Below are 24,457 nucleotides of genomic sequence, written 5' to 3' on the forward strand. Positions count from 1 at the left end.
GTTTAAAAGAAAAAAGGAAGCCCTGAGGCTTCCTTTTTATTTTTATTCAGGGCTGTTATCCTAAGTAAGCCTTAAGCAGCTTACTGCGGGTGTTATGCCGAAGTTTACGAATGGCTTTTTCTCTGATTTGCCTCACTCGCTCACGGGTTAGATCAAAGGTCTGACCTATCTCAGCCAGTGTCATCGATTGTTGATCTCCGATTCCGTAATACAACTTAACTACATCTGCCTCTCTGGGGGATAAAGTATCCAAAGCCCGGTTGATTTCTGTATTCAGCGACTGCTGCATCAAGCCTTTGTCTGGTTTAGGTGATTCCCCAGAACGCATTACATCGTAAAGGTTAGAATCTTCTCCTTCTTTTAGAGGGGCATCCATGGATACATGTCTTCCAGAGTTTTTTATAGATTGTTTTACCTCACTTACGGTCATTTCAAGCTCCTGTGCGATTTCTTCTGCCGATGGAGGCCTTTCGTGTGCCTGTTCGAGGTAAGAAAATGCTTTTTTGATCTTGTTGATCGATCCGATTTTATTCAGAGGTAGCCTTACCACCCTTGATTGCTCGGCCAGTGCTTGTAAAATGGATTGGCGAATCCACCAAACGGCATAAGAAATAAACTTAAATCCGCGGGTTTCATCAAATCGCTTTGCGGCCTTAACAAGACCAACATTGCCTTCATTAATAAGATCCGGGAGTGTAAGGCCCTGATTTTGGTATTGTTTTGCAACTGAGACCACAAACCTTAAATTAGCGTTTGTGAGTTTCTCAAGTGCCAGCTGATCGCCTGCCCTGATTCTCTGGGCCAACTCTACTTCCTCATTGGCAGTGATCAAATCTATTTTACTGATATCCTGCAGGTACTTATCCAAGGATTTTGATTCTCTGTTGGTGACCTGCTTGATTATCTTAAGTTGCCTCATATATCTTGAAAAGTTTAATGATTACATTCTCTCATTATACACTTTTATTCTGTCTTTTCCAAAGGCACACCCCCAATCTTATACATATTTTATGAGAACTTTAGTATTTTCTTCAAACTATAGTAAAATATGGCGTTTTGACGACTCTCCTGCTTGCATTCCGAGGTGTAATAAGTACCTTTACGAGCGGTTTACAGCAAGAAATGAGCAAGTCGGCATTAAAGAAATATCTGAGGGAGCTTAAAAAAAAGGATCTGGAATTGCAGATTTTAGATTTATACGAGCGCTTTCCGCAGGTAAAGACCTATTATAATTTCGCCTTTAACCCTAAAGAAGATAAATTGATAGGTGAGGCAAAAGCAAAAATATCTAACGAATATTTTCCCTTAAAAAGGAAGCGAGCCCGGGCCAGACGTTCTGTCGCTCAGAAATTTATTAAGCAATACAGTATATTGGGAATGGATCCCCACCTGCTTGCCGATCTGATGCTTTTTAATATAGAAACCGCTCAGCGCTACTCAGCCAGTAACAGGGTTAATGAAGCCTTTTATAAAAGTATGCTGCGCTCCTACAGAGAAGCTGTTCAACATCTCTCTCTGAATGCAATTTTGCCAGAGTTTAAAGAAAGATTACAAAAGATCAGGCAGGTATTACAGGAACAGGAATGGGAATTTCAGGAGGATTTCGATCAGATTCTCGACCTGGCCTATATGAACGATCTACCCTAATACCCAGATATGGCCATTGTACTGATACGGCAGGACGGAAAACTAGATCTTTGGAAAAAGACCTTCCTTGATCAATACCCGGATTTGCCGGTATATTCTTTTAATGAACCTCATCCCAGGGAATCTATTTCCATGGCGATCGTCTGGAAACATCCCAAGGGAAGTCTTGAAGGGTATCCCAATCTAAAATGTATTACTTCTTTTGGAGCGGGCGTGGATTTTATTCTTAAAGATGAATCAAGACCTGCCGGGATTCCTATCACCAGAGTTATTGACGACGCCCTTGCTGATGACATGGCTGAATACGTACTGACTGCCGTCTTTGGGCATTTAAAAAATATGGATCAATATGCCCAGGATCAGTTCGCTGCACAATGGAAACCCAGGCCTTACGGCAGGATTGCAGATCATACGGTCGGAATTATGGGCTTTGGTACTTTGGGTTCTCATGTGGGCAGGGCCTTGTCTCAACTCGGTTTTCGGGTCATAGGATGGTCAAGACATCCCAAATCACAGCCCGGAATTGTTGTGTATCACGGGAAGTCAGGAGAAAAAGAATTTCTTAATCGGACCTCTATATTAATTTGTCTTTTACCCCTTACTGCGGAGACAAAGGGAATTCTCAATACATCAACACTGATTCAACTTCGCCCGGGAGCTTATCTGATTAATGTAGCCAGGGGAGGGCATCTCGCTGAGGATGAGCTCATTCCACTTTTAGATACCGGTCAACTCTCAGGTGCATGTCTCGACGTCTTTAACCAGGAACCCCTTCCTTCAGATCATCCTTTCTGGGCACACCCCAGGATTAAAATTACTCCACATGTCGCCAGTGTTTCTGATCCCCAATCAGTTGTCCCACAATTGGTTGAAAACTACCGGAGACTGGAGAAAGGGCAAGCTCTCCTCAATCAAATTGATCCCGAACTGGGATATTAAAATCAGATTTCAGATCATAAATTTCATTTAAGAAAAAAAATCCTCTAGTTTTGCAAATTGGCGATTTAAGAGCCCTGAAATAGAATTTTTAACCTAAATCTGAATACTTTTTGTCGATTTCCACTGAAAATATTGAGAAGACTCTATACGATTACCAATTAGAGGATCTCCACTCCATATTTGAGCACCTCGATAATGACTCGGATAATTCCAATCTATTATACCAGCTCCCAACAGGAGGTGGAAAAACAGTTGTATTTTCTGAAATTACACGCAGGTTTATAGAACATCGCAAGAAGAAGGTCGTGGTGCTAACCCACCGTATAGAACTCAGTCAGCAGACCTCAAAAATGCTCAAGGGATTTGGAGTCAAAAACAAGATCATCAACAGCGAAGTAAAAGAATTACAAAGCGACGATCCGCATATGTGCTACGTGGCCATGGTAGAGACGCTAAACAATCGGCTGCAGGAAGGAACAATTTCACTAAAGGATATTGGCCTGGTAATCATTGATGAAGCCCATTACAATTCTTTCAGGAAGCTCTTTAAGTATTTTGATACCTCTATCATCCTTGGCGTTACGGCCACCCCACTTAGCTCCAATATAAAATTACCGATGAAAGACCACTATAAGAAACTTATAGTGGGGCAGTCCATCGAATCCCTTATTAAAAACCGCTACCTGGCCCGTGCCAATATGTACAGCTACGACGTAAGCCTGAGATCCCTGAAATTGGGAATAAGCGGAGACTACACCGTAAAGTCTTCTGATGAGCTTTACGGAAATTACAATATGCTTTCCAAATTGCTGGGAGCGTATGAGGAAATCGGGAAAGGGACAAAAACCCTGATTTTTAATAATGGAATAAACACTTCCCGATACGTCTATGAAACCTTTAAAAAGGCTGGATATCCCATCAGGCATCTTGACAACAAGAATACAGCAACAGAACGTAAGGAGATACTTGAATGGTTTTCAAATACCCCTGATGCGATTCTGACGTCGGTGAGTATTCTTACCACCGGATTTGATGAACCTACAGTAGAAACGATTATTCTCAACAGGGCAACAAGATCCTTAACACTGTATTTCCAAATGATAGGGAGGGGATCCAGGATTTTACCCAATAAAGATGAATTTACCGTAGTTGATCTCGGGAATAATATCGCAAGATTTGGGATGTGGGATGCTCCGATGGACTGGCAGGAGATTTTTCATTTTCCTGATTTCTACCTCGAAAACATTAAAAACGATGAGGATATCGAGCGGGAATTCGTTTATGAAATGCCTCCTGAGCTAAGGGAAAAGTTTTCAAAATCTAAAGATATCGATTTCGATGTAAAGGCAGTCTACAAGGAAATTTTTGCCCAGGGATTAAGGTCGAAAATTGTGCTCGAACGAAGTATTGAACAGCACGCAAAGATCTGTGTTGAAAACAGCGAAGATGTGTTTGATGCACGAATCCTGGCCAAACAGCTCAAGGAGGAGATCGAGTATCGCGTAAGGCAATATTCCTATTGCATTATGAACAATACCAAGAACTATAAGGAGTGGTTGGAGGAAGATTACGAGCGTAAATTACGCCTAAAAATCTCTCAGATGTTTGCGGCCAAAATGTGATTATGAAAAACAAAGTGCCTGAGGTTCTATACATTGGTTATACCTGGCCAGAACCTGAAGCCACTGCTGCCGGAGTGCGAACCCTGCAGATCCTCAGTTTCTTTAAGTCACTCAATTACAAAATTACCCTGTGTTCGGCAGCAGCTAAAACTCCGCATTCTTCACCACTTGAGGAATACGACATCGATTGTATTGCCATCAAACTCAACCACGACAGCTTTGATGAGTTAATCACGAAAATCAACCCTGCCATCGTGGTTTTCGATCGCTTCCTGACCGAAGAATATTTTGGCTGGCGCGTGGCAGAGCGAATCCCATCGGCGATAAGAATACTCGACACCCAGGACCTGCATTCCCTTCGCCAAAGTCGGGAATTGGCGCTGAAAAAAGGAACTAAATTTTCTCCCGAATTCTGGCAAATGCAGGAGATTACCTTAAGGGAGCTTGCAAGTATATACCGCTGTGACCTCTCTCTGGTAATATCCAAATTTGAAATGGAATTGTTGAAGACTTATAGTTCTATTGACCCTTCCCTGCTTAATTACCTTCCTTTTGTTTTTGATCCAGCTGATCCGGCCCAGAAAAATAATATCCCGGACTTCGAATCACGCAAGGACTTTTGTTTTGTAGGGAATGGGAAGCATACTCCAAATATTGATGCTATCAATTTTCTAAAAGAGGATATCTGGCCCAGGATTAGAAATGTGCTGCCAGAGGCAAATCTCCACATCTATGGGGCGTATTTCCCTAAAAAAGTTATCGACCTCCATCAACCGGAAGAAGGTTTTTATATCAAAGGTTGGATAAAAAATATTGGGGAGGTACTTCAGAATATAAGAGTAAATCTCCTGCCCCTTAGGTTTGGGGCCGGACTCAAAGGTAAATTGTTTCAGGCAGCCTCCCTGGGCACCCCTTCGGTAATGACTGCAGTGGGTTCGGAAGGAACCCCATTTGCGGAGTTAAATAACCAACTAGGGACAAATCCGGAGGATTTTGCAGAAAAAGCTATAAGACTGTATAATGAGAAAGGGCAATGGGAGGAGGCAAGACAAAAGGGACTAAATTTACTCGAAGAAGAGTTTGGGAAAGAGGAATTCCACACTGCATTACACAAAACATTGGTGGATCTCCATCAGAATCTGGAGAGCCACAGACGTAAAAACCTAACGGGCAGGATGCTGTTACACCATACATTAGGGAGTAGCAGATACCTTTCTAAATGGATAAGTTTAAAGCAGCAAATGAATAAAAAAGATCTCGATGAGTCCATCACGGGATAAGATTGTAAAGGGCGATGAGATGGCGTATCTTTAACTTAATAAATCAATAGCGAATGAGTTCAGCAATTAAATGGGAAACCGCCGGAGAATTTGAGGATATCACCTATAAAAAATCGAATGGGGTGGCGCGAATTGCCTTTAACAGGCCAGACGTAAGGAATGCTTTCCGACCTAAAACCACCAAAGAACTATACGAAGCTTTTTACGACGCCCAGGAAGATACATCCATAGGAGTAGTCTTATTATCTGCCGAAGGACCTTCTTCCAAAGATGGGGTGTATTCTTTTTGCAGCGGCGGAGATCAGAAAGCAAGAGGGCATAAAGGGTATGTGGGGGAAGATGGATATCACAGGCTGAACATTCTTGAAGTACAGCGTCTTATCCGGTTTATGCCTAAAGTGGTCATAGCAGTGGTTCCCGGATGGGCTGTTGGTGGAGGTCACAGCCTGCACGTGGTGTGCGACATCACTCTAGCCAGTAAAGAGCATGCAAAATTTAAACAGACAGATGCTGATGTTACCAGTTTTGATGGGGGATACGGCTCGGCTTACCTGGCAAAGATGGTAGGTCAGAAAAAGGCACGAGAGATCTTTTTCCTTGGCAGAACGTACTCCGCAGAACAGGCCTATGAAATGGGGATGGTAAATGCCATTGTAACCCATGCCGATCTGGAAGAAACCGCATATGAATGGGCAATGGAAATCCTTGCGAAGTCACCCACCTCTATCAAAATGCTCAAATTTGCCATGAATCTTACAGACGACGGAATGGTAGGGCAACAGGTCTTTGCAGGAGAGGCAACGCGCCTGGCCTATATGACTGAGGAAGCTAAAGAAGGCAGGAATGCCTTTTTAGAAAAGCGAAAACCAGACTTTGGCAAAAACAACTGGATTCCTTAAGTGCAGTAGCATACCTAAAATAAAAAAGGCCCCGTCATTTCTGATCGGGGCCTTTTTACGAGAACACTATATGAAAATGAAAAAATTAACTCCTTTTTAATTACACAGTAAACATACAGGAGAATTCTTCCCTCCCACAAATATTGTTGTCAACTGGCTTTCATTTGTGGTGAAGGTCCAGATTGTTGTTATCAGAGTAGACAGCGCTATGGAATTGCCGCCAGAATTTCACTTAGAAAAGTATTGGTGTCAAAATGCGGAGCCTCGGCAAGGCCTGTTCTTACAACTACCAGGTCTCTGGAAGGGATTATAAAGACGTGTTGCCCCTGGTACCCGTTTGCCGAGAACATATCCCTGGGGACATCCGGGAATTTACCCCCCGCATTAAGCCAGAAGTGCGCCCCGTAAACCCCGTCAGACTCAACTGTTGGTGTAGTGATATACGCGACCCATTCAGGATGAAATAACTGCTCACCATTCCACTCGCCCATTTGAAGATATAGTTGGCCAAATTTTGCCCAGTCGCGTGTATTGGCCCAACCATAGGAAGAACCTACAAAATTTCCTGCCAGATCGGTCTCTATCAGCATGGAATGCATTCCAATTTTGTCAATCAGGGCCTTATAAGGGAAATTGAGGTAATTCTGATAGTTTGTAAAAGTATTCCGCAATAGGCCCGAAAGTAAGTTGCTGGTGCCTGAGGAATAATTCCAGATTTCCGTGGGATTGGCAATCTTCTCTTTTGCAGCCTGTGAAGCTGCCATATTCGATTCCATAAATAACATCCTGGTTACATCGGATATACCGGAATAATCCTCATCCCAGGCCAAACCACTTTGCATTCGAAGCAGGTGATTTAAGTTGATCGCCTTCCTTTCATCATTTTTCCAGGAAGGAAGATCAACCTTATCTTCCACATTTATTTTTCCCTGGAATTCCAGAATTCCAAATAGCGTCGCCAAAACACTTTTAGTCATCGACCAGCCCAGGATGGGGGTATCTTTATTAAATCCCTCTGCATAGCGTTCTGCAATCAGATTCCCCTTATAAAGCACCAATGCTGTTCTGGTCTTTACCGTATCTGCAAACACATGATCTAGTGCTGTCTCCAGGGCCGGGTAGTCCACATTTTCATAAAGAGTATCCTGTGGCGGCAGATGGCCAAAAGGGTAGGGGAGCGTAATTTCCTTTTGATCTCTGGCAGGAATTTGTGAGTAAACCCTTGGATCAATTTTGCCGTTGGTAAGGACACAACCCAGGCCATCACGGCATATTGCTTCCCGTTCCATGAGTCCAAATACATTGGCTAGAGCCGACTTTTCTTTTTGATCATACGAGGAGCTGGCTAATTTTACCAAGGGTACGTTATGATCATATGCCTCGAGTGAATTTAGGCTTCTCCCACTAATATAAAGGGTTGAGGCCGTATTTTTTGCAGCAAATCCCGAGATCAGGTTTAATTTTGGATATTGCCAGAACACGACAATTCCTGTAAGGAGTAATAAAATGATAACAAGCCATTTAATATTTTTCTTCATTTCACATCATGTTATTTGAAACTTTCCGATATTCGAATCAGCCCAAAACCAGATCAATTTTTGAAATCATCAGGTTTATCGGGATTCGATATTATGGCAGCTAAATTATGGAATTAAGCGCTATGATTAGCCTGTATATATAATCAGATTGATAATAATCTATGACTCCATTCTTTAAGAAATTTGCTTTTCTAGTTCCCGGCTTTTTTATGGCAATTGTTTCCTGTGATACCAATAAACAGGAACGGCAGCTTGCTCTATACCAATCGCACTGTGCGAGGTGTCATATCGCTCCGGAGATGGATGATCTGCCCAAGGGGATTTGGGAAGAAGCTATTCTTCCCGATATGGCAGCCAGGATGGGAATTCGTGAAGACGGATACGATCCTCTTAAAGGCTTAGCCTATGAAGAGATGGAAGCCGTAATTAAAACTGGTATATATCCTCTTACGCCAACCCTGAGTATGGAAGATTGGCAGCTTTTAAAGGCCTATATCCTCGAACATGCACCTGATTCCCTGACTCCTGTAATTAGCCAGCATAAAGACCGGGAACTAAGTAAGTTTACGCCTGAATTGATTTCTTTTGAAGGCCCTCGCAGGCGTTCTTATGCTTTTCTTGAATTTCAGCAGGAGTCGGGGAAACTTCTTATGGGAGATATGGGAGGGGAATTGATGTCATACGGTTTTGAAGACGGACTAATGTCAATAGGTAATTTCGAAAGTCTGGTTGTGGCCCATGAGAAGACCGTTGAGAATACCTTTATTACGACCATTGGAAATATTCATCCCAGTGCTTTATCAAAAGGAAAGGCGTATAGGATAGGGGCAAGTGACACTCTTATTCTGGAGCAGGCCTTACACCGACCTGTACATACCCTGGTTGAGGATCTCGATAAAGACGGGCAAGAAGAAATGGTGATAAGCGAATTCGGTGATCTCACCGGTGAACTATCCCTATTTATACAAAATGATGCAGGCTATTACGACAAAAAAACACTGTTAAATCAACCGGGCACCATCAGGGTAGTAAGTGAAGATATGGACGGTGACGGCCTGATGGATCTGATCGCTCTTACCTCACAGGGGGATGAAACGATCACTATCCTCTTTCAGAAAAAAGATCTTTCCTTTGAAGCTCAAAAAGTATTGCGCTTTAATCCGGTCTACGGGAGTAGCTGGTTTGAACTAATGGATTATGAGGGGGATGGCGACCTCGATTTGGTGACCGTTCATGGGGATAACGCCGATAAATCCTACGTACATAAGCCCTATCACGGCATGCGTCTCCACCTTAATGATGGCCGGAATAACTTTACTGAAGTCTTTTTTTATCCCATGAATGGGGCAACCAGGGTGGTAGCTTCAGATTTTGACCAGGATGGGGATATGGACTTTGGTCTGCTTTCAACCTTTCCCGATTATGAGAATGCAGCTAAACGAACTTTTGTATTTTTGGATAATACGGACAGTGAAGCATTTCAATTCGATTCCTATACCGTGGAGGACTCATTAAAGGCCAAGTGGTTCCTTATGGATAAAGGGGATGTCGACGCCGATGGGGATACTGATATCATCCTGAGTAGTTTTTCACTCCCTTTTATTCCGGCACCTCAGCAATTAGCCGATTTATGGAAAAATGAGGCAATAGACCTGATGATCCTTGAAAACAAATTGAAATAAAAGTGACATGATTCGTGCATTGCAGATCGGTATGGTGGTTATGCTCCTTTCTTTATCGTTATCGGCCTGTGTTGAGGAAAAGGAAAAATGGAGCTGGAACAGCATGGAAGTTACGGCGACTGCCTATAATTCACTGGCATCACAAACCAATGCCTTAGCCAATGTTGCAGCATGGGGAGACACCCTGAGACCGGGAATGAAATGCATTGCCGTATCACGTGATCTTATAAAAAAGGGGCTGACATATAATACGCCGGTGAAAATAGAAGGGTTTGAGGGGATTTATCTGGTCAAGGATAAAATGCATAAAAGGTGGGAGAACTGCATCGATATTTACATGGGACTCGATGTTGAAAAAGCACGGGAATGGGGACGTAAAAAGCTTACTATCCAATATGGAATCCTAAAGGAGGATCAGAAATAATTAGCGCCTATGATCACAAAGAACTGGAGAAATATTTATAGCGTCTTCATCGGGGTCTGGAGTATGATTATGCTGTATTCATGTGCCAGTTCACGCATCATTGACAGGCCTATCATCTTTGACTCCCAACGTATAGAACTCACCAAAGAATACCTAGAGAAGCGATACGGCATTGAATCCGATTCAATCAACATCAACCCAAATATGATTGTCCTTCACTGGACGGCCATCCCCACCCTTGAAGGATCCTTTGATGCCTTTAATGATCCCATAATTCCCGGGTGGAGGAGTATAGTGGAAAACGCGAGTACCTTAAATGTATCATCTCATTTTCTGGTTGCCAGGGATGGTACGATTTACAGGTTAATGCCCGAAACAGTCATGGGACGTCATGTAATTGGCCTGAACCACTGTGCCATCGGAATTGAAAACGTAGGCGGAACTCGAGAAACCCCTTTAACAGAAGCCCAACTCATGTCGAACATCTGGCTTGTGAATTATCTCTATGATAAATACGAGATCGATTATCTCATCGGGCACTATGAATATACTAAATTTGAAGGCCATGAACTCTGGCTGGAGAAAGACGACGGGTACAGAACAGAAAAAGATGATCCGGGCGAAGAATTTATGAAGGCGGTGAGAGATGCGACACAAAAACTGAATTTTAAACCCCTGCCACAAAAGCAATAGTATGAAATATTTAAAATTACTTCTTCTCCTATTAATAATCTGCGGGTGCAAAGAAGAAAAAGCAGTAACTACTTCAAATATTACTTCCTCCCTTTATGATTCCTATGAGAATTACAAGGAATTACAACTGGATAAGAGAAGGATAAAGCACGAGGATGTCCAGGCCCTGATCTCTGAACACCGGAACGATAGCGGTGTCACTATCAACAAGGTAGGAGAATCCATAGAAGGCAGGGACCTGAATCTCATCAGCATAGGGCAGGGGCCAACGAATGTTTTCCTCTGGTCTCAGATGCACGGGAATGAGCCCACGGCTACTCAGGCCATTTTTGATATTCTCAATTTTTTTAAAAGTGATGATTTTACAGAGGAAAAGTCGGAAATCCTCAACAGCCTTACTCTCCATTTCCTGCCGATGCTCAATCCGGATGGGGCAGAAGTATTTAAAAGGGAGAACAAACTGGGGATTGATATCAATCGGGATGCCCTGAGATTACAGTCGCCTGAAGGGCAGACCTTAAAACGGGTTCGGGATAGTCTCGATGCCGATTTTGGCTTTAATCTGCACGATCAGAGTACTTATTACAATGCAGAGCGCACTGATAAACCAGCCACTATCTCCTACCTGGCCCCGGCCTTTAACTATGAAAAGGACATAAATGAAGGACGTGGAAATGCAATGAAGATCATCGTGTTTATGAACAACATCATCCAGACCTATGCCCCGGGACAGGTGGGCAGGTATAATGACGACTTTGAACCCAGAGCCTTTGGTGACAACATACAAAAGTGGGGAACCAACACCATCCTTATAGAATCCGGGGGATATGCAAGTGACAGGGAAAAACAAGAGATCAGGAAGCTAAATTACGTTTCTATTTTATCAGCTATTTACACCATTGCGAAAGGAAATTATAAGGACATCCGTCTGGAAGAGTATGAGAAAATACCTCAAAATGACCGGAAGTTATTCGACTTAAAGATTGTGGAGGTTACTTATGAATTGTTAGGGAAGCCTTATATCCTCGACATTGGAATCAACCAGCTGGAAGTCGACCTCGAAGGGAACAAGGATTACTGGTTTAGTAGTCGGGTTATCGATCAGGGTGATCTTTCTACCTATTATGGGTATACGACCTTTGAAGCCGATGGATATAAACTGGTTCCCGGTAAGGTATATCCTGAAGTCTTTAATGAGATGTCGGATATAGAAGAATATGCCGTGGGCATGAAAGAATTATTAAAAGAGGGCTACACTTATATTCGGGTAAAGAATATTCCGGAGGATGCTTTGTTTTCCCCTTCTCCCATCCATATTTTAAGTGAGAATTTCGAACTTCCTGAATTTGCTCTGGAAGCAGGAAAAAACCCCACCTTTCTCTTGCAGAAGGATGGGGATTATAAGTTTGCCGTCGTCAATGGGTTTTTAATAAACCTCACTGAGGGGGCACCGGAGTTTTCAGAACAATGGGGACGCAAAAACGCGATGATTTACCGTTAAACTCAATTACCAGGGCGGATATTAATATCCGAAGCTGAAGTGTAACTGACTGCTGTTAACGATTATAGCAATTAACATCACGAAAAGGGTCACCACTATTGAAGTGAAAACTGACAATACCAGGCTTTTATATCCTTTTGAAAGGTTGCCTAAGGCACTCTGACTGATAATTTCGTTGATAACATCCATGATTTCTCTTTTTTACATTAAACAATTTGATTCAGTTTTTAGGATGTATGTTAATCGCGATTTATACTTGGGTTGCTATGTATATAACAAGGATGATGCCAAAAACCCTACTTTATAGCAGGGTAAAAGAAAAAGGAGGGTCGAAATGACCCTCCTTTAAATATGTATCAAAGCTTTAGTTTACTGGCATCCACCAGTAAATCCATTCGCACTAAAGTCGGTTTGCACTGCCCCCTGTCTCGATCCGTCCGTAACCTGTATGGCGAGGTTATTGGTGCCGCTGCCATCCCGTTTGGGCGTACAGTATTCAAAGAGGTAAAAACTATTGGCCCTTTCAGATACCCTGAAGGAAATGTCATTAAAAGTAGTTTCGAGTTCTTCTTTATTTCCCGCAAACACACTAAATGTTCGTCCGATCTCGTCCAGTACCTCGGCATCAATTTCGCCCCCTAAGCCAATGGTGAAAAATGAAATATTGAGATCGGCATCCCTGACTTTTGAAAGAGCATCCGATTCTGAATACCTCGAAGCCTGGTCTGTACCATCGGTAAATATCACCACGGAGGCAGCACTGATGGTTGAATTAGCCCTGGCGTCAGCCAGAAGTCCTTCAGCAATGTCAGTAGATTTTATAACAGCACCATAGAGATCAGTAGAGGGGTCGTTACTGATATCCGCTGTAATCCCTTCAATGGCCAGGGTCAACTCATCTTTTATGGAAGTAAGTGGTTGAAGCAAATGCAGTTCGTCTTCCCCGTCGAACCAGTAAATAGCCATCTTAAAACTGTCTTCAGTTGTTGCAGGCATTACATTGTTGACAAAACTCACCGAAGCCGATTTTAATTCGTTCAGGCTGTTGCTCAATACACTGTTACTCAAATCGAGTACTAAGAGCGTATTATTGTTAAAAATCTGGGAGTTGGGAGATATCCGGGCAAAGGATTCTGACGTCGAGATCGTATTAAAACAATCATCATTTCTACCCTGTTCGTAAATTGTAAATTGATCTGCTGTTAAGCCTGAGACGGGATTCCCCGAAGAATCGGATACCTTAAAAAAAACGGATACCTTCCCGGGGAGGGTGGTGAATTTGTCCTGTATAGACAGGATCAGATCATTTTCACCAAGATCAAGACAGTTATCTACGGGTTTTCCTATTCCCAGATCTCCATTGGTATTTATGTCAAAAGCAACATCGTCATCTGCATTGCCACAGGAGGCTGCTGAGAAGATTAATATTGCTAGTGAGAGGAATTTTATACAGGTTTTCATTTTCCAAATTTTAGGTTCAACCTCCAGAACGCAGTATTATCCATTTCAGTATATTTTAAGTTCAGCTTTTTTTATTTTCACAAATCTTTAAATTTTCAGGGCTGATGTTTATGTAAAAAGAATGTAGAACATTAGTGTTAAAGAATTTACTTGAATCTATATTTTTTGATACCTTGTTTAAAGAAACCATAGTGTAAAATGACGATTCTATTATTCGGGCTGACGCGGGATATTGTTGGAGCTTCTTCCATAGAAGTGCCCAGGGAAAAAGCGACTTCAATTTCATCTGTTGATAAGCTCAAACAATTTGTTTTCGGGCAATTTCCGGAATTAAAAAATATCACTTCAATTGCGGTTGCAGTCAATAATGAATACGCCACGGACGGTACGCCAATCGGAGAATCGGATGAGATCGCCCTGATCCCACCTGTTAGTGGCGGATGATGGAAAAGACCTGAGAAAAATATGCTGATAGACAATCATAACAGAAAAATCAACTACCTGAGATTAGCCGTCACAGACCGGTGTAACCTGAGGTGCCATTACTGCATGCCCTCTGAAGGGATCAAGTTCGCGAAGAATAAAAATCTTCTCAGCATTGATGAGCTTAAACTGCTGGCGAATACAATGGTAGATCAGGGGATTGATAAAATCAGGATTACGGGGGGAGAACCTTTCGTTCGGAAGGACCTAATGGAATTACTGAGATATCTTTCTTCGCTGAAAGGAATCAAAGAATTGTCTATGACGACCAATGCCACGCTGATTGGGCCTCATATTCATGAATTGAAGGCCTTGGGGATAACCAATATCAATCTGAGTCTGGATGCAATTAACAGAGATACCTTTGAAAAGATCACCAGAAGGGATCAATACGACACCGTTTTTGGAAATCTGATGACCATGATAGAAGAGGGGTTTAACCTTAGGATCAATTTCATCGTTCTTGATAATCAGAATGTCCAGGATGTGATTCCTATCCTGAAACTACAGGAACATTATCCGGTCTCTGTGCGTTTTTTGGAAGAAATGCCTTTTAATGGGGGAAGTAAGAATTTCGAAACAATAACATGGAATTATAAAAAGATACTCGACTATATAAAATCGCATTATCCCGACCTGGAAAAACTGGAATCGCCAAAAACTTCTACCTCCATTAATTATAAAATACCCGGGCATACAGGTACTTTTGGGATCATCCCATCTTTTAGCAGAACCTTCTGCGGGAGCTGTAATCGCTTGCGAATAACGGCAACCGGAGATGTTATCACCTGCCTATACGGAAAACCAAAAATGAATGTCAGGGATATCCTTCGGGGCGAAAATCCCGAAATGCACCTGCGTACCTCAATTGAAAAAGTAATAGGTCAACGTGCGAAAACAGGCTTTGATGCTCAAAGAGAACACCAGGGTGTATTTGAGAATTCTATGACTTCCATTGGAGGCTAGCCCATTAAAACCCACTTACATTGACAAATTTATCTTCATATCATCTAGCTCAAAATACAGCGGTTTACGGCTTGGTATTAACCGGAGGGAAAAGCAGCAGAATGGGTACAGACAAAGCCCTGTTATCATATCACGGGGAATCTCAGCAGAAAGTAATGTATGATTTAGCCCGGAAAATCTGCCCCCGGGCGTTTATCAGTTTACGCTCCGATCAACAAAAAGACCTCCCTTCGGAAATGGAAACAATTCTAGACAGAAATGAATTTGCAGGACCGTTTAACGGGATCTTAAGTGCTCATGCCACCCATCCCAGAATTGCCTGGCTCGTCTTGGCATGTGATCTTCCCCTGATGGATCTGGATACCCTCAAAAAGCTGCTTGATTCAAGAGACCCTTCAAAGGATGCAACTGCACTGGCCACAAAGGTCAGTGGACTTCCCGAACCCCTGGCAGCTATCTGGGAACCTGCAGGACTCGCAAAGGCGAGAGAATATTTAAATACCGCCAACTCAAGCTGCCCGCGTAAATTCCTTCTAAATTCAGATATTAATTTGGTATTCGCTGAGAACGATCAGGTACTTGCCAATGCCAATTCTATGGAAGATTATAAAAGGATCAAAGAAGTTCTCGATTCAAAATGAAACAAAATCGCTACATCAGACAAACCAGCCTTAAAGATTTTGGCCCGGATAAACAGCAGGCACTCAGGCAGGCCAGAGTGCTGGTTGTTGGGGTAGGCGGACTCGGAATACCTGTGCTGCAGTATCTCAATGCAATGGGAGTGGGCTGCCTGGGAATGGTAGAACAGGATGTGGTGGAATGGTCCAATTTGCAAAGACAGGTGCTCTACACCGAATCGGATCTTGGCAAGTCAAAGATTCAGGTTGCAGAAGAAAAGTTACGCGAAATGAACTCGGAAACTGAATTGATCTGTCACGATACCTTTTTAACCCGAACCAATGCCCTTGAAATTATTTCAGACTATGATCTTGTTGTTGATGCCTCTGATAATTTTCCCACCAGATACCTCATTAACGATGCCTGTGTAATTTTAAATAAACCCTTTGTTTCCGGCGCCATCTATGGTTTCGAAGGGCAGGTCAGTGTATTTAATTACAAGGAAGGGCCTACCTATCGCTGCCTTTTTCCATCCCTGCCCGAAAAAGATAATATACCCGATTGCAATACGAACGGGGTGCTCGGAGTGATTCCGGGAATCATTGGAAGTTTTCAGGCGCTGGAAGCGGTAAAAGTGATCACGGATATGCCAGGTGTTTTAAGCGGAATATTGATGTTATATAATGGGTTTGACCAATCTATTCGGAAGGTTAAGTTTCCTGCGGTAGTAAAAAATAAGGATCGGACCCAGCTGGAAAGCAATTATAATCAGCCTGTATGTGATTCCATCCCTGAAGTGAGTTTTAAAAGAATGCTTCAGGAGATTTCGAGAGACTCCCCTAAGATTTCACTTATCGATGTTCGTTCCACGGAGGAACTTCGAATGAATCCCATAGAGAAAGCAAAGCACATTCCTATGCAATTACTGGCAGATTCTGTTGATGAATTTACTGACCATCAAACAATATTTTTTATCTGTCAATCGGGGAAAAGGAGTAAGGATGCGGTACGAAAATTATTACCCCTGCTACCTGATCGAAACCTGTACTCGGTAAAAGGCGGAATAGAAGCCATGAAGAACGGACTGGAGAATATCACCAAGAGAGATGAATCAGACCTTCCCTAAAAAATTGTCTTTTTACATGGTTCGTGCTCATTTAATGCATATGCAATTGCCTATTTTTATATGATCTCATTTAAAGATGCCCGTCAACTCGTTTTAGATCAGCAAAGGAACTTTGGGACTGAAACGGTACCTCTATCAGCTTCCCTTCACAGAATCCTGGCAGAAGATGTATTTGCCGACCGCGATTTTCCTCCTTTTAACCGATCTACAAAAGACGGCATTGCAATTGACTTCAAGGCGGTAGAAAATGGCCGACTCTCCTTTGAAATCGCAGGGACATTGCCAGCAGGAGAACCTCCTATACCCTTTGTGGAATCCGAATCCTGTATTGAAATTATGACAGGAGCGGTCGTCCCTTATGAAACAGATACGGTAGTGATGTACGAGGAGGTCGAAATCAAAGATGACATCGCAACAATTACTAAAATTCCACATCAGGGACAAAATATCCATAGAAAAGGGAGTGATCATAAAAAGGGTGAAATCGTACTATTCAAAAACTGTGTGATTACAGCGGCAGAAATAGGTGTCCTGGCAACGGTAGGAAAGAGTGAGGTTTGTGTCAGAAAACTTCCAAAGGTGGCAATCATTTCCACCGGGAATGAACTGGTAGAAGTTGAGAATTTGCCCTTGCTACATCAGATCAGGAGCTCAAATTCGCACAGTCTGGTCGGATTGTTACAGCAGTTAAAGATTAAGCCATTGCGATTGCATATCCCCGATGATATGGATCTGCTGCGTCAAAAACTCGATTATCTTATAGATGAAATGGACATTCTCATTCTGAGTGGGGGTGTATCCAAAGGCAAATTCGATTTTCTTCCGCAGGTATTTAAGGAATTAGGTGTTAATCCAATTTTTCATAGGGTAGCACAGAGACCGGGAAAACCGTTCTGGTTCGGGCTAAAGAAGGAGAAATCCTGTATCGTTTTCTCTTTTCCGGGAAATCCGGTTTCCACCTTTGTTAATTTTCATCTGTATTTCTTACCCTGGTTCTATGTTTCAGCAGGAATTAAGCAGGTGACTCGGATGGTAAAATTGGCTGAAAATCACGAAAATCGTACTAATCTTACTATTTTTAAAGGCGTGGAGTTATCCATGGAGGATGGATGTCTATATGCCTATGCAATTGAGAATACCGGCTCAGGGGATCTTGTTTATCTGACTAGAATTTCAGGATTTGTAATTCTGGATCCCGAAGTGGAATCCTTCAGGAAGGGAAGTTTGGTTCCCTTTCTCGCGACAAAACATATTTTAGGAATATGACGCATGAACTAAAAAAAATCTTTGAAGTATACCAGGTCACTAAAAAAGCTGATATTAAAGCAGTTTTGGCCACTGTTGTTGCCCTGGAAGGATCATCCTATCGGAAACCGGGGGTAAGGATGCTCATTCTGGATAACGGCATTACTGAAGGAGCGGTAAGTGGTGGCTGTGTTGAAAAAGAAATAATCCGCCAGGCCACCGAGGTGTTTTCCTCAGGAGAAGCAAGGATAATGACCTATGACGGAAGATTTCGCCTTGGTTGTGAGGGAATACTGTATATCCTGCTCGAACCTTTTAGTCCTACCGAGGAAGTACTGAAAGCGTTCGGGAATGTGGTGAAAAATAGGGCGATATTCTCTATGGATTCGTTTTTTGTTCAAAATGAAGAAGTGAACAGGAATTTTGGAAGTGTGATCGAGCTCAACGGGCAGCCATATCCTTTAAATAGCAGCCAGCAACCAGATTCGTCACTCACCAGATTCTCCCAGGCCTTACATCCTTCCATACAATTGTTTATTGTTGGATCTGAACACGATGCAGTGACCTTATCGGCCTCTGCTTCCCAATTAGGGATGGAGGTAGTTGTGGTAGCGAATCCGAGTGAGGAGAAAATACTGGCGAATTTCCCGGGAGCAGCAGAATTCCTTCCCGTACTCCCTGAAGTTTTCCCATCCGAAAGGGTAGACAGTAATTCAGCGGTAATACTGATGAACCACAGCTATTCTAAAGATCTGCAGTATTTGATCAGATTACAAAAAACCACCCCATTTTATATCGGAATTCTGGGCCCCTACAAGAGGCGGGAAGACCTTTTGAACGCCTTGCTGGAACACGCTCCGGATGTGGAGGATGATTTTATGGAATCTATCCATGGTCCTGCGGGAATCGACATCGGGGCCGTAACACCTCAGGAAATTGCCATTTCTATTCTCTCTGAAGTTTTGATGGTACATCGGGAACGTACTCCCGTGAAACTAAAGGACAAGAAAGGGGCCATCCACAGTCCGTCAACATGAAAATAGCCGCCCTCATATTGGCAGCAGGGTCTTCATCCCGGATGGGAAGAACCAAACAATTACTACCCTGGGGTAATTCTACCCTCCTAGGAAACGCCGTATCAACTGTCCATGAATCCGGCCTGGAAGAAATTCTGGTGATCCTGGGTGCCAAAGCCAAGACGATCAAAGCTAGCCTTGATTCTATGCCTTGTCAGATTGTTGTTAATTCTGAGTGGGAAGAGGGATTGGGCTCCTCTATTCGCACAGGGGTTTCTCATATACTTACTTCTGCATCATTGCCTGATGGTATTCTGATTATGCTCGCAGATCAGCCTTTTATAAATGCAGATTACCTGAAGAAACTCATTCATCACTTTAAGAAAGGCAATGAGGGTATTATATGCTCTGATTACGGTAAAAAGCTGGGGGTTCCTGCAATATTTAGCAATAAGTACTTTAAAAAATTGCAAGGACTTAGTGGAGACAGTGGGGCCGGGGGTATTATAGAGATCCACAGAGATGATTCCTATGGTCTGGAGGCAGGAAAAATAACGATAGACCTTGATACTCATGAAGACTACATATCTTTAAAAACAATAAATACTCAATCTGATTTATGAAAAATATCCTTTTCTGTTTGTTTTCCCTGGTTTCAATTTCTTTATGTGCTCAAGATACCGGATCCCCGGAGATGGGATTTGAAGAATACAATCCTACTTCAACGCTGGTTGTCCCGGGCGAAGAGATTACCAAAGCAAAATACCCCTTTGTAGATATTCACAGCCATCAATTCAGGATGGCAACACAAGACCTCTCGGAATTGATAGGGCATATGGACCAGATGAATATGGCGGTGATGGTCAATCTCAGCGGGCGTTCTGGCGAAAATATCATAAAGATATCAGAGAACATCAGGGAAAATTATCCCAACCGGTTCGTAGTCTTTGCCAATGTCAATTTTGATGAAGTAGGACGCCCGGGATGGGGCGAAAACGCTGCAAAACAACTTGAAGCAGATGTAGCCAATGGGGCCAAAGGACTTAAGATATACAAGAGCCTGGGCTTGAGAAACAAGGATGTAAATGGAAACCGAATTGCCGTGAATGATCCTAGATTGGATCCCATCTGGGCAAAATGCGGGGAATTGAATATTCCTGTTTTGATCCACTCTGCAGACCCTAAGTCGTTTTGGGATCCCATGGACGCCAATAATGAACGATGGCTGGAACTAAAAACCCGGCCGGGAAGAAAAAGAGGTGCAACCGACCCTGCCCCATGGGATCAGATAATCGCAGAACAACACAATGTTTTCAAAAAACATCCGAATACTACTTTTATCAATGCCCATATGGGCTGGTTTGCCAATAACCTGGGAAAATTAGGCGAATTGATGGAAGATATACCCAATATGTATGTGGGCATTGGTGCCATCATAGCTGAACTGGGAAGACAACCCCGGAATGCCAGGGCCTTTTTTATTAAATATCAGGACAGAATACTTTTTGGCAAGGACAGTTGGCAACCCGCAGAGTTCCCAACCTATTTCAGGGTTCTTGAAAGTGATGATGAGTATTTTCCTTACTACAAAAAATATCATGCATTCTGGGCCATGTACGGCTTAGACCTGCCCGATGATGTACTTAGAAAAGTGTATTACAAGAATGCCATTAAGGTGATTCCATCTCTCGATCCCGATCTGTTTCCCGAGGACTGACCTAAAGGTTGATTTATCAGACTATCCAATATCTATGGGGGATTACTAAATCCCTAATTTCGACAGAATTAGGGGATGCTAAAAAATATTTAGGCATTTCTGTGATTTTTTAATCCCTTGATGTACTAATAACCCAAAGGATGTCGTGCAAATGCCCAAAGAAGATCATTTCATTGAACTTATAAGAGAACACCAGGCGCTGATCTTTAAGGTATCAGCCATGTACGCCGACCAAAAACAGGATCAGAAAGACCTGTATCAGGAAATTGTATATCAGCTCTGGAAATCGTTCGACACATTTGCCAAAAAGTCGAAGATTAGCACCTGGATGTACAGGGTGGCCTTAAATACGGCGATAAAGCAGTTGAATTCAAATAAACGTCAACCCAGGACTTCATCAATCGAAACCATCGATTTGCCGGGTATGGATCTTACTGACGGCATCATGGAAGAGCGAATGAAACGCCTGCACAAGGAAATTGGGAAATTGAATATTCTCGAAAAAGGAATCATACTCTTAGCTCTGGAAGGGAAGAAACACGAAGATATTGCGGAGATTACCGGGCTCTCTGTCACTAATGTAGGCACCCGCATCTCGAGGATAAAAACAAAATTAAAATCAGAATTAACTAAAGGTTAAACTTATGGAAATGGAAGAACTGGAAAAGCTTTGGACTCAGATTAGTGAGGAACTCGAATCGCAAAAAAAACTAAATAAAAACTTAATCATGGATATGACACAGACAAAATACGTAAACAAATTCAGGAAAATCTCTACCTATGAGACCATAGGCGCTGTAATCTGCTTTGGAGCAGCCATTTACATCATTGCCCAGTTCAGGCTCCTCGATACCTGGTATTTGCAATTATGTGGTGCATTTACCGTCCTTTTCCTTATCGTTTTACCTGTATTGACATTGCAGTCGCTTCAAAAGATACAAAATATCAATATTGCCGGAAGCGATATGAAACAAACACTTGTAAGTTTTGAAAGGGCTAAAAAACGAGTACTATTTCTACAGAGAGCAGGAATATACCTTAGCTTTCTACTAATGATCACCATCTTGCCTGTTGCAGCAAAGATTTTGGGAAAGAATAAGGATCTATTTCAGGAGGCCGGCTTATGGTACATCTATATCCCAATCATGGCAATATTCCTGATAGTTTTTGCCCGCTGGGGATATGGATGCTACAAGAGTATCACAAACTCAGCAGAAAATATTCTTAAAGAAATAGAATAGTCGATTAACCACATAACCAGCACCTCCCAATCCGGGAGGTTTTTTTTGTTTATTAATATATGCTCTGGGGTATTTCAAGTATATTTATAGGTGCCTATCGCCCATTGAAATACGTATTGTAAGGTCGATCAACCAACCGCCATCTATGATAAAATCAGGGTATCATCTCGTCTTTGTACTCCTGTTTACATTAATTTGTTCAGGCCAAAAACAGAATGCCGATTTCACCATAAAAATAAAAAAGACCCGGTATGCTATTGAGGTTGATGGAGAAGGGGACGACCTTGCCTGGACTGAAACTGATGTCGCAAAAGATTTTTTTATGGTCTTGCCTATGGACAAAGGAAAGGCTACCCAACGGTCAGAAATTCGAATGACCTATGACGATGAGAATATTTATCTCCTTGCCACATTTTACAACGATTCCCTGGGACCAAATTATGTAGAGTCGCTAAGGAGGGATTTCAGTTTTGGGAAGAATGATAATTTTTTATTATTCCTCGATCCGTTTAACAATCAAACCACAGGATTCACCTTTGGAGCCAATGCTGCCGGAGCTCAGTGGGACGGGACCATGTACAGTGGTAGTGCGGTAGATCTCAGCTGGGATAGTAAGTGGGTATCTGTAGTAAAACGAGATGAGGAAAAATGGGTATTCGAAATGGCCCTGCCCTTTAAATCGATCCGATATGAAAAAGGAGTTAAGGAATGGGGGATCAATTTTAGCCGACTGGATCTGAAAACCAGCGAGAAATCGAGCTGGACCCCCATTGGGAGGCAGTTCCCTACCTCTTCCCTCGCCCTGGCCGGAACACTGGTATGGGATTCTCCTCCACCAGCTCCTGAATTTAATATGTCCATCATTCCCTATGTCCTTGGTGAGATACGTTCTCAGCCAGATGGTTCCCAAACCACTGATGGAAAAATTGGAGGAGATATCAAGCTGAGTCTGACCTCATCCCTAAATCTTGATCTGACGGTTAATCCAGACTTTTCTCAGGTGGAGGTCGACAGGCAGGTTACGAACCTGGATCGTTTTGAGCTCTTTTTCCCCGAACGCAGACAGTTTTTCCTGGAAAATGCCGACCTGTTTGCGAACTTTGGATATTCAACCATCAGACCATTTTTTTCACGGCGTATTGGACTTGGAGTCCCAATTGATGCAGGGGCGCGGGTGAGTGGAAACATCAATGAGGATTGGCGACTGGGACTCATGGATATACAGACTTCTTCTCTTGAAGACGAAGGAAGGCCTGCGCAGAATTTTGGCGTACTCTCCCTGCAAAGGAAGGTTTTTAGCAGATCAAATATCGGTCTCATCTTTGTAAACAAGCAGTCTTTTAATTATCCAACGGAGCAGGATTCTCTAAAGACTTTATTTCCCGAATACAATAGGAACCTGGGGGTGGAATACAACCTGGCTTCTTCAGATAACCTTTGGAGTGGCAAGGCCTTTTTGCTCAAGTCATTTGCGCCGGATGAAGAAAATAAGGGCATTGCACAGGCGGCAAACCTGTCGTACAACAACCGACAGTGGTCCTGGGGGCTACAGGAAGAGGTGATATCAACCGGGTATTCGGCAGAAGTGGGATTCGTGCCTCGTGAGGACTATATTCGACTAAGCGGCTATGCCGGCTACCTCTTTTTTCCGGATAAAGGTCCCCTGGTAAGTCATGGACCCCGCCTGGACCTGAGTCATTTTTTTAATAACAATTTTAAGAATACAGACTATCAGAACACCTTTGGCTACAGTCTAAATTATCGTAACAGAAGTGAGTTGCGTTTTCAGTGGATAAATGAATATGTGGAATTACTAGCGCCGTTCGATCCTACACGAACCGGGAAGCCAGACCTGGCAGCAGGTGAGAAAAACCACTGGAACACCTTTCGACTGCTATATAATTCTAAACCACAAGCTCTTTTTACGTACTCTTTTGACAGCAGTTTTGGCGGTTATTATGAACAAGGCACGCGTATCAACTTCAGTAATGAAATGGGGTACAGATTCCAGCCCTATGTAAGTCTGAGCTCGGCTTTAAGCTATAATCATATCACCTTGCCGGCCCCATGGAATACTACCCAATTCTGGTTGATAGGATCAAAGGCAGATATCACTTTCAGCAATACGCTTTTCTGGGCTACTCTGTTTCAGTACAATGAACAAACGCGGAATTTTAATCTCAATTCCCGTTTTCAATGGCGCTATCAACCGGCTTCGGATCTTTTTCTGGTCTTTACTCAAAATGAACGATTAGAGCCATTTTCGGGAAGCACCTGGAGCCTTACCCTTAAACTTACTTATTGGTTTAATCCCTGAATCAAATTATTTCTATATTTATAAATACTGCAAAACAAAACC

At 42.7% G+C, this 24,457-nt stretch carries 23 protein-coding genes; 20 read left to right on the forward strand and 3 right to left on the reverse strand.

The annotated features are described in order from the left end of the window. Positions 1 to 55: 55 nt before the first annotated feature. Positions 56 to 919: an RNA polymerase sigma factor RpoD/SigA gene (locus ACA086_RS04760; RefSeq protein ID WP_129603926.1), complete on the reverse strand. Its 864-nt coding sequence runs from the start codon at positions 917 to 919 to the stop codon at positions 56 to 58. Positions 920 to 1,056: 137 nt separating this feature from the next. Between ACA086_RS04760 and ACA086_RS04765 the strand changes: the two genes are divergently transcribed. The 5 genes from ACA086_RS04765 (at position 1,057) to ACA086_RS04785 (ending at position 6,387) form a co-directional block, all read left to right on the forward strand. Then, positions 1,057 to 1,647 (forward strand): DUF6155 family protein, encoded by a 591-nt coding sequence (locus ACA086_RS04765; protein WP_371002203.1) that lies wholly within the window; start codon positions 1,057 to 1,059, stop codon positions 1,645 to 1,647. A 9-nt stretch (positions 1,648 to 1,656) separates the two neighbouring features. Further along, positions 1,657 to 2,586, forward strand: coding sequence for a 2-hydroxyacid dehydrogenase (locus ACA086_RS04770; RefSeq protein ID WP_371002204.1), 930 nt, complete (start codon positions 1,657 to 1,659; stop codon positions 2,584 to 2,586). 110 nt (positions 2,587 to 2,696) lie between these two features. Beyond that, positions 2,697 to 4,208, forward strand: a complete 1,512-nt coding sequence (locus ACA086_RS04775; protein ID WP_371002205.1) for a DEAD/DEAH box helicase — start codon at positions 2,697 to 2,699, stop codon at positions 4,206 to 4,208. A gap of 2 nt (positions 4,209 to 4,210) precedes the next feature. Continuing rightward, positions 4,211 to 5,488, forward strand: a complete 1,278-nt coding sequence (locus tag ACA086_RS04780; protein WP_371002206.1) for a glycosyltransferase — start codon at positions 4,211 to 4,213, stop codon at positions 5,486 to 5,488. Positions 5,489 to 5,541: 53 nt separating this feature from the next. Beyond that, positions 5,542 to 6,387 (forward strand): 1,4-dihydroxy-2-naphthoyl-CoA synthase, encoded by an 846-nt coding sequence (locus ACA086_RS04785; RefSeq protein ID WP_371002207.1) that lies wholly within the window; start codon positions 5,542 to 5,544, stop codon positions 6,385 to 6,387. 206 nt (positions 6,388 to 6,593) lie between these two features. Here the strand turns inward: ACA086_RS04785 and ACA086_RS04790 are convergent, their stop codons facing one another. Next, on the reverse strand, positions 6,594 to 7,925 hold the full coding sequence (locus tag ACA086_RS04790) for a serine hydrolase domain-containing protein (protein WP_371002208.1): 1,332 nt from the start codon (positions 7,923 to 7,925) through the stop codon (positions 6,594 to 6,596). 161 nt (positions 7,926 to 8,086) lie between these two features. Here ACA086_RS04790 and ACA086_RS04795 point away from each other — a divergent pair, with 161 nt between their 5' ends. The 4 genes from ACA086_RS04795 to ACA086_RS04810 all read left to right on the forward strand — a co-directional run bounded on the left by ACA086_RS04795 (position 8,087) and on the right by ACA086_RS04810 (position 12,225). Further along, on the forward strand, positions 8,087 to 9,607 hold the full coding sequence (locus ACA086_RS04795; RefSeq protein WP_371002209.1) for an FG-GAP-like repeat-containing protein: 1,521 nt from the start codon (positions 8,087 to 8,089) through the stop codon (positions 9,605 to 9,607). Positions 9,608 to 9,614: 7 nt separating this feature from the next. Beyond that, on the forward strand, positions 9,615 to 10,031 hold the full coding sequence (locus ACA086_RS04800) for a 3D domain-containing protein (RefSeq protein ID WP_371002210.1): 417 nt from the start codon (positions 9,615 to 9,617) through the stop codon (positions 10,029 to 10,031). 63 nt (positions 10,032 to 10,094) lie between these two features. Beyond that, complete coding sequence (locus tag ACA086_RS04805) at positions 10,095 to 10,724, forward strand: peptidoglycan recognition family protein (RefSeq protein ID WP_371002474.1); 630 nt, start codon at positions 10,095 to 10,097, stop codon at positions 10,722 to 10,724. 1 nt (position 10,725) lies between these two features. Continuing rightward, positions 10,726 to 12,225 (forward strand): M14 family zinc carboxypeptidase, encoded by a 1,500-nt coding sequence (locus ACA086_RS04810; RefSeq protein WP_371002211.1) that lies wholly within the window; start codon positions 10,726 to 10,728, stop codon positions 12,223 to 12,225. A 369-nt stretch (positions 12,226 to 12,594) separates the two neighbouring features. On the opposite strand, the gene ACA086_RS04815 is transcribed toward ACA086_RS04810, so the two are convergent. Beyond that, positions 12,595 to 13,686, reverse strand: coding sequence for a VWA domain-containing protein (locus ACA086_RS04815; RefSeq protein ID WP_371002212.1), 1,092 nt, complete (start codon positions 13,684 to 13,686; stop codon positions 12,595 to 12,597). Between the two features lie 198 nt (positions 13,687 to 13,884). Here ACA086_RS04815 and ACA086_RS04820 point away from each other — a divergent pair, with 198 nt between their 5' ends. From ACA086_RS04820 to ACA086_RS04870, 11 genes are all read left to right on the forward strand, one after another. Further along, entirely contained in the window at positions 13,885 to 14,130 is a 246-nt protein-coding gene (locus ACA086_RS04820) for a MoaD/ThiS family protein (RefSeq protein WP_371002213.1), read from the forward strand. A 21-nt stretch (positions 14,131 to 14,151) separates the two neighbouring features. After that, on the forward strand, positions 14,152 to 15,135 hold the full coding sequence (gene moaA / locus ACA086_RS04825; RefSeq protein WP_371002214.1) for a GTP 3',8-cyclase MoaA: 984 nt from the start codon (positions 14,152 to 14,154) through the stop codon (positions 15,133 to 15,135). Positions 15,136 to 15,155: 20 nt separating this feature from the next. Continuing rightward, positions 15,156 to 15,776, forward strand: coding sequence for an NTP transferase domain-containing protein (locus tag ACA086_RS04830; protein ID WP_371002215.1), 621 nt, complete (start codon positions 15,156 to 15,158; stop codon positions 15,774 to 15,776). Further along, positions 15,773 to 16,879 carry a ThiF family adenylyltransferase gene (locus tag ACA086_RS04835; protein ID WP_371002216.1) on the forward strand — a complete coding sequence of 369 codons (1,107 nt, stop codon included), beginning with the start codon at positions 15,773 to 15,775 and terminating at the stop codon, positions 16,877 to 16,879. Before ACA086_RS04830 ends, ACA086_RS04835 begins: the two co-directional genes overlap by 4 nt. 60 nt (positions 16,880 to 16,939) lie before the next feature. Continuing rightward, entirely contained in the window at positions 16,940 to 18,145 is a 1,206-nt protein-coding gene (locus ACA086_RS04840) for a molybdopterin molybdotransferase MoeA (RefSeq protein ID WP_371002217.1), read from the forward strand. Next, positions 18,142 to 19,161: an XdhC family protein gene (locus ACA086_RS04845; RefSeq protein ID WP_371002218.1), complete on the forward strand. Its 1,020-nt coding sequence runs from the start codon at positions 18,142 to 18,144 to the stop codon at positions 19,159 to 19,161. The genes ACA086_RS04840 and ACA086_RS04845 overlap by 4 nt, the downstream gene beginning before the upstream one ends. Further along, positions 19,158 to 19,763, forward strand: a complete 606-nt coding sequence (locus ACA086_RS04850; RefSeq protein WP_371002219.1) for an NTP transferase domain-containing protein — start codon at positions 19,158 to 19,160, stop codon at positions 19,761 to 19,763. The genes ACA086_RS04845 and ACA086_RS04850 overlap by 4 nt, the downstream gene beginning before the upstream one ends. Continuing rightward, positions 19,760 to 20,857, forward strand: a complete 1,098-nt coding sequence (locus tag ACA086_RS04855; protein WP_371002220.1) for an amidohydrolase family protein — start codon at positions 19,760 to 19,762, stop codon at positions 20,855 to 20,857. Before ACA086_RS04850 ends, ACA086_RS04855 begins: the two co-directional genes overlap by 4 nt. A 151-nt stretch (positions 20,858 to 21,008) precedes the next feature. Next, positions 21,009 to 21,497, forward strand: a complete 489-nt coding sequence (locus ACA086_RS04860) for an RNA polymerase sigma factor (protein ID WP_371002221.1) — start codon at positions 21,009 to 21,011, stop codon at positions 21,495 to 21,497. Between the two features lie 10 nt (positions 21,498 to 21,507). After that, positions 21,508 to 22,098 carry a hypothetical protein gene (locus tag ACA086_RS04865; RefSeq protein ID WP_371002222.1) on the forward strand — a complete coding sequence of 197 codons (591 nt, stop codon included), beginning with the start codon at positions 21,508 to 21,510 and terminating at the stop codon, positions 22,096 to 22,098. A gap of 145 nt (positions 22,099 to 22,243) precedes the next feature. Then, positions 22,244 to 24,415, forward strand: a complete 2,172-nt coding sequence (locus tag ACA086_RS04870) for a DUF5916 domain-containing protein (protein WP_371002223.1) — start codon at positions 22,244 to 22,246, stop codon at positions 24,413 to 24,415. The last annotated feature ends 42 nt before the right edge of the window (positions 24,416 to 24,457 follow it).

This window comes from Muriicola sp. E247 (assembly GCF_041358175.1).
Taxonomy (GTDB): Bacteria; Bacteroidota; Bacteroidia; order Flavobacteriales; family Flavobacteriaceae; genus Muriicola.